The sequence below is a fragment of the Mycobacterium sp. NGS69 genome, assembly GCF_059812165.1.
On sequence record NZ_JCALCD010000004.1, the window covers coordinates 671,520 to 677,519 of the forward strand.

The window sequence follows — 6,000 nt, forward strand, 5'->3', positions numbered from 1 at the left end:
CTAGCAATTACATTCAATGCGAGCCAAAATTTGTGGCCTTCGTCATGCGTAAATTCGACAATGGCGTGCGCCACATCGATAGCGAACTGATAACGAGCCAGCAAATTTCTATAAGGAGAAACTCCGACGGCCGGCGAGCTCAGCGAGGCTGCAACATCACGACCGGAATCTCCCGTTCGGTCCAGCTCTGGTAGGTGTCGAAGTCCGCGTAGAGCTCGACCAGTCGCGGCCACAGCCTGCTGCGCTGCGCCGCGTCGGCGGTCACGGCGCGCACCGGTCGCCGCTCTCCCCCGATTTGCACGGTCGTATCGGGGCCGGCGACCAGATTGCGGTACCACTGCGGATGGTTCGGCAGCCCCCCTTGGGAGGCGACCACGACCACGTCCCGTCCATCGCGTAGATAGAGCAGCGGCACCGTGAACAGCTTGCCCGATTTGCGGCCCCGGTGTTCGAGCAGCAGCGTCGGCACCGGTTTGCGAAAGCCGGCGCCAATCCGCCACTTGCCCCCGATGCGGCCATTCGTCTTGCGGTACACCCACACCTGCGCTCTGCTCATGTGGCGGAAGATGACCGGCAGCAGCGGCGAATCCAGCTGCTGGGGCCGCTTGGGTGCCGTCATTGCAGCGCCACGCCGAGTTCTTGGCCGAACACCTTGATCATGTGCTGCACGCCAATCTCGTTGCGGCCGATGATCATGTGGTCGTGCTGGCCGCGCCGGACGCTCTCGCCGCACTGGGGCAGCATCGCGAAGTCCTCGTCGCGAACGGCCGCGTGCACCCCTTCGTAGACCGCGTCGTAGCCGGCCCTCATGTCATCGTCGGTTGCCGGGACGCGGGCCATCCAGCTGTGCCGGACCGTGCAGCGCGTCAGCTCGCCATCGGGCAAGATATCGATAATTTCCACGCCCACAGGGCTGTTCGCGAGGATGAGGTTCGGATAGACCCAATAGATCACGCCCATGTTCATCAGCGGTTCCGTCGACACGGTGGGGTCAGCGTCGACGTTGGTGATCCAGTTGAACGGGAAGCCGATGCGGTGATGCTTGCCGAACTCGTCGTAGACCATGGTATTGGCCAGCGTGTTCTGTCCGATGAGGCTGCCGCCGTGGACGTAGGGAAAGTGGTATCCCTCGGCGAACGCTTCCAGCGCGCCCTTCCATGACACCTCGGATGTGAACTCGCGCTGCGTGTGGTACCCGTAGGCCTCGTAGTTCCACAGCGCCAGCTCGGCGTCGAGGGCGCCCAGGTGCGCGTCGACGTCGATGGTCGCATCGGCGGCCAGCACCGCCCAGATGAAGCCGTGGCGCTCCTCGGACGGCAGTTCGACCAACCCATATTCCTTCGGATCCATGGAATCGAAGCCGGCCTTGCCCGGAACCATGAACAGCTCGCCGGTGTTCCGGTATGTCCAGGCGTGATAGGGACATACGAATCGCGACGCGTTGCCCGATCCGCACGCGGGCATGGCCCCGCGGTGGCGGCAGTAGTTGAGCAAGACGTGGCTGGCGCCAGTGCGGTCCCGGGTCACCAGCAGCGAATCGCCCAGCACCGAGCGGACCACGTAGTCGTTCTTCTCCGGCACCTGCGCCGACGGAACGATAGCCAACGGCACCCTGCGCAGGATCTGCGACTCCTCGATCTCGGTGATCTTCGGATCGCGGTAATAGTGCAGCGGCACCCTCAGTTCCCGATCGGCCAGGTCCGTCGTGCCATCCAGGGCGTGGCGCAGCCCGCGCCGTGTCAGGGTCTCGTCGGTGCCACTCACAGGAGCCATCTGACCATACAATCATGACGGTTTGTATTGTCAAGCCTCGACGCCCTGTTGTGCGACGATCACGCAATGCGACGACACGGCTGGTCGGGGGACATCCCGGCGGACGACGACGAAGCGGTCGCTCGCATCATCGACGCGGCACGGACCGCCATCGACGAGAGCGGCACCGTGAGCGTCTCCGAGGTCGCCCAAAGCCTGGGCGTCACGCGTCAAACCGTCTATCGCTACTTTCCGACCCAGGAGGCGCTCCTGGGTGCCACGGCGCTCTCGGCTGTCGACGCCTTCCTCAATCGGCTTGCCACCCATCTGGGGTCGATCACCGATCCCACCGAGGCCGTGGTGGAAGGCATCGCGTACACCTACGAGCAGATCGCCCACGACAAATACCTCAGCCTGGTATTGCAGCCCGGTAAGGCCAGCGCCCTGACGGCCGGGGTGACCTCGGACATGGCGATCTCGTTCGGCAGGGCGATCTTGCAGCGGTTCGAAGTCGACTGGGCTGCAGCGGGATTCGCGGAAAGCAAGCTGGATGAACTCGTCGAGGTCATGCTGCGCGTGCTGCAGTCGCTGATCGTGGACCCCGGACGCCCCGCGCGCGGGGGAAAGCGGCTGCGGGCCTTCCTGGCGGACTGGCTCGCGCCGTCAGTGCGTGCTCACGCTGAATTTACCTCGCCGACAGTCAAATTCCGAACTTAGCGCGTGCCTCGTCGGTGACGGGAGTGAACAGGTTGACGAGGTTTCCGTCGGGATCCCGGAACAGCAGGGCCCGGTTTCCCCACGGCATGGTCGTCGGCTCCGTCACGACTTCGGTCACGCGGTCGCGGAGCCGGTCGTATTCCGCGTCCACGTCCTCGACCAGGAATTCCACGATCGCGCTGCGGTTGGCCGCCGGCTCGGCGGATCCCGCCCCGAACAGCGGCACCGTCTTGTCGCCGCCGATGGCCAACGTGCCAACCGGGGTCGGAATCTCGGCGAAAAGCTCGTTCGCCCATGCCGCGGACACCCCGGTGACCATTTCGTAGAAGTTGACGAGCCTATTGGCGTCGGCGGTGATGATGCGGGTCGAAACAAACTTCATGGGGCCCTCCCTGTGGCGTTCGGCGCGCTGTCTTGCGTCGCCGCAAGGCTAGGCGGAGCCTCCGACAAGAGGGCTAGACCGGAGTCCAAATCCCGTTGTTCCAGAATCCCCAAGCGTTGACGGTCGGGTTCCACATCAGCCGAGCCCCGGGCGCCCACGGCGGTGGGGGTGGCTGCGGCGGCGCCCACCCCGGCGGTGGCCCCCAGGGGCCCCAGCCGGGCGGACCCGGCGCGCCTTGCCAGTCGTGGCAGTGATTCCAGTCCCAGTTGTAGGCGGTGCCCCAGCCCGGGTCCCATTGATCACCGGGACACCAGTGGTTGCTGGGCACGGGAACCGGGGCCGCCTGGGCCCGCGGGCCGGGGGCGCCCGCCAGGCCGAGGGGGAGCAAGGCCAACCCGCCCAGCACGCTCGCCGCCCACCGGGGCCATCGTCTCGCCCGCGCGTTGTCTCGGTCCTCAGCGGCCACGACTTACCTTAACGCCGCGGGGCCAGTGATTGGCGAACCGGCAGCAAACCCATTCCCGGGCCTGTTTTTTCCGCTGACATGGTCGTATCGTGCTGCCGGAGGGCTACCAAGTTAGGAACGCCGATGAGGAAGATCCCCGTAGCGACGGCGGCGCTGGCCGCCATGGCTATCCCGCTCGCGGCGCCGGCATCGGCCGACCCGGTGATGGCCGCCGACGAGGTGGTGAACGGGATGTATACCGTCCACTTCGTCGACGGAAGCCTGCAGGATCTGACATTCAAGGCCACGTCGTGCGGTATCGGCTGCACCCAAGTCACTTTCTCCAACGCCTCGGGCCAGGCCCAGTTCTACGCCGATCGGTGGCATCTGGCCCTTCCGCCGAATCCCGCGGCGTGGCGGTGCAATGACGGGACGACTCATCGGGGCTTCGAAGAATGGACGTGGGACCCCAGCGCGGGGACTGGGACGATGGTCGTCGTCCGTACCGAGGCCGCCTGCGGGTACACGGACCACAGCAGCCAACCCATCGCGCACCGCTTTACCTTGACCAAGACGAGTGGCCAGTCGGGGGAGCCAAGCGTGCTTCCGCCCGCCATCGCGTAGGCGGCCCTATTTTCGCGGACTGCGGCTGCGGTGTCTGCGACGCTGCCGACGCTCGACATCAGCAAAGCCGTTCTGGCGGTTGCCAATCGGGCCGGAGTTGATGACGAGATCACTACCGTCACTGTGCCGACACTGGTGATCGTCGGCGCCGATGATGCCGCGACGCCGCCGCACCGGGCGAAGCGTTTCGCCGCGCGCATTCCCCGGCGCTCGCCTAGAACAGGTTCCGCATTGCGGGCACAGCGGCGCCGTCGAACAACCCGACCGCATCACCGCGCTATTACGCCGGTTTTTGTCACAACACGGCGAGCCGAAAGACGGAGTGTCCAACTGACGACAGTTCCGCCCCGTCTCGAAGAGGTCGGTGGTTGGCCGCGTGTGAATTGCCGCGGATCAGCAGGCTCGACACGTCGCCGCGGGCCACTGCGTACCGGCTTGCACCACTGTCTGCTGCTTGGTGCGGCGGCGACGCGCCAGCCGTCATCGTTCGGCACCGAACCGCACGCGCGGGTGAGGGACCTGGACGGCGCCGCGACCGATTCAACGGCCTATCGGGCGCCCTCCTAGGTAGGGACCTTCGGCCCTATGACGCCCTGCGGTCAGAGCGCAGTCTCTTGTGCAGAATTCTCGCTTGATCCAGGGGCACCAGCGATTGCCGGGTCAGCCAGAGCCACCCAAAGTAGTGGCTCCGATTCATCTTGAGCAAAAAGGCGCAGTTCTGTTGGCTTTTTCCGGATTGGGGCACAAAATTTGGACAAACTCCATTTTATCGGCATGGAATGCTGAATAGATCATCTCCAGTTTGTGGGGTTGAAATTTGATTGAGTCAGGTTTGCGAGATGCACGCAAGTTGACCTGGTCTGACCTGCGGAAATTGACTGAATGTAGTTTGCGAAATAGGGCTGGAAAAACCGTGAACGATGCGCGTAGTATGCCCGAACAAATACGGAGTTTCTCCTTTTCGATGGCTTGAATCTTGCGTTGCCCTAGTGATGGGAGTCAGAGATGTCGTCTTTCGTGATCGCTTCGCCCGATGTCTTGTCCTCAGCATCGTCGGAGTTGACCCGGATCGGGGCGGCGATTCGGTCGGCGAATTTGGCGGCGGCGCCATCGACGACCTCGGTGGCGGCCGCGGCCCAGGATGAGGTCTCGGCGGCGATCTCGGCGCTGTTTGGCGACGTCGGGCAGGAGTTTCAGGCGCTGGGCACGCAGGCGGCGACATTTCAGCAGCAGTTTGTGCACGCGTTGAGTTCGGGTGGGTTGATGTACGCGGCCGCGGAGGCGGCCAACGCCAGCCCGCTGGGGGCATTGGCGGGCGCCGCGCAGACGGCTGGGCAGTTCGACATCTTAGGACGGCCGCTCTTTGGCAATGGCACCAACGGCGCGCCGGGGACGGGGCAGGCCGGCGGTCCGGGTGGCTGGCTGTTCGGTGACGGCGGCAATGGTGGGTCGGGGGCGCCGGGTCAGCCGGGTGGCGCCGGCGGGGACGCCTTCCTGTTCGGTAGTGGCGGCATGGGTGGTGCCGGCGGTAACGGTGCGGCACCTGGCCTGGCAGGTGGTGCTGGTGGACCTGGCGGGGCCAATGGGTGGATTGGTGGCGGTCTTGGCCCATTCGGCGGTGCTCACGGCGGCGCCGGCGGGGCCGGCGGGATCGGCGGCGCCGGCGGGATCGGTGGGGCCGGCGGGGCCGGTGGCGCCAACAGGCAGGTGTTCTCGCTGTTTGGCCATGGCGGGACGGGCGGTGCCGGCGGGGCCGGCGGGGACGGCGCAACCGGCGCACCCGGCAGCCTCGGTGTTGCCGGCGGGACCGGTGAGACCGGCGGTAACGGCGGGGCCGGAGGGGTCGGTGGGGCCAACCAAGCGCTGCTGGGTGGGACCGCTGGGGCCGGCGGGGCCGGCGGCAGCGGCGGTGTCGGCGGCCACGGCGGTGCGGGCTTCACCTCCACCGACCCGACCATCAACGGCAGCGCCGGCGGTACCGGCGGCACCGGCGGTAACGCCGGGGCCGGCGGCGCCGGCGGCGCCTCGGGAGCCATCTTTGGGGCTGCCGGCGCCGCGGGCGCGAACGGTACCGGCGGCA

At 66.3% G+C, this 6,000-nt stretch carries 7 protein-coding genes; 3 read left to right on the forward strand and 4 right to left on the reverse strand.

Annotation, left to right across the window (positions count from 1 at the left end; genetic code table 11):
- Positions 1-139: 139 nt before the first annotated feature.
- Positions 140-619 carry a nitroreductase family deazaflavin-dependent oxidoreductase gene (locus AC5Y2S_RS15925; RefSeq protein WP_499957029.1) on the reverse strand — a complete coding sequence of 160 codons (480 nt, stop codon included), beginning with the start codon at positions 617-619 and terminating at the stop codon, positions 140-142.
- Positions 616-1,773: an aromatic ring-hydroxylating oxygenase subunit alpha gene (locus AC5Y2S_RS15930; protein WP_499957030.1), complete on the reverse strand. Its 1,158-nt coding sequence runs from the start codon at positions 1,771-1,773 to the stop codon at positions 616-618. Before AC5Y2S_RS15930 ends, AC5Y2S_RS15925 begins: the two co-directional genes overlap by 4 nt.
- 66 nt (positions 1,774-1,839) lie before the next feature.
- Here AC5Y2S_RS15930 and AC5Y2S_RS15935 point away from each other — a divergent pair, with 66 nt between their 5' ends.
- Positions 1,840-2,469: a TetR/AcrR family transcriptional regulator gene (locus AC5Y2S_RS15935; protein WP_499957031.1), complete on the forward strand. Its 630-nt coding sequence runs from the start codon at positions 1,840-1,842 to the stop codon at positions 2,467-2,469.
- Here the strand turns inward: AC5Y2S_RS15935 and AC5Y2S_RS15940 are convergent.
- Positions 2,453-2,851: a VOC family protein gene (locus AC5Y2S_RS15940; RefSeq protein ID WP_499957032.1), complete on the reverse strand. Its 399-nt coding sequence runs from the start codon at positions 2,849-2,851 to the stop codon at positions 2,453-2,455. The two genes, AC5Y2S_RS15935 and AC5Y2S_RS15940, sit on opposite strands and share 17 nt — an antisense overlap.
- A 73-nt stretch (positions 2,852-2,924) precedes the next feature.
- Positions 2,925-3,317: an Mtp family mycobacterial-type pilin gene (locus tag AC5Y2S_RS15945; protein WP_499957033.1), complete on the reverse strand. Its 393-nt coding sequence runs from the start codon at positions 3,315-3,317 to the stop codon at positions 2,925-2,927.
- A 123-nt stretch (positions 3,318-3,440) separates the two neighbouring features.
- Here AC5Y2S_RS15945 and AC5Y2S_RS15950 point away from each other — a divergent pair, with 123 nt between their 5' ends.
- Both AC5Y2S_RS15950 and AC5Y2S_RS15955 read left to right on the forward strand, forming a co-directional pair.
- Positions 3,441-3,920 (forward strand): hypothetical protein, encoded by a 480-nt coding sequence (locus AC5Y2S_RS15950; protein WP_499957034.1) that lies wholly within the window; start codon positions 3,441-3,443, stop codon positions 3,918-3,920.
- A gap of 1,005 nt (positions 3,921-4,925) precedes the next feature.
- Positions 4,926-6,000, forward strand: a 1,075-nt coding sequence (locus AC5Y2S_RS15955) for a PE family protein (RefSeq protein ID WP_499957035.1), incomplete at its 3' end; no start/stop codon positions are given.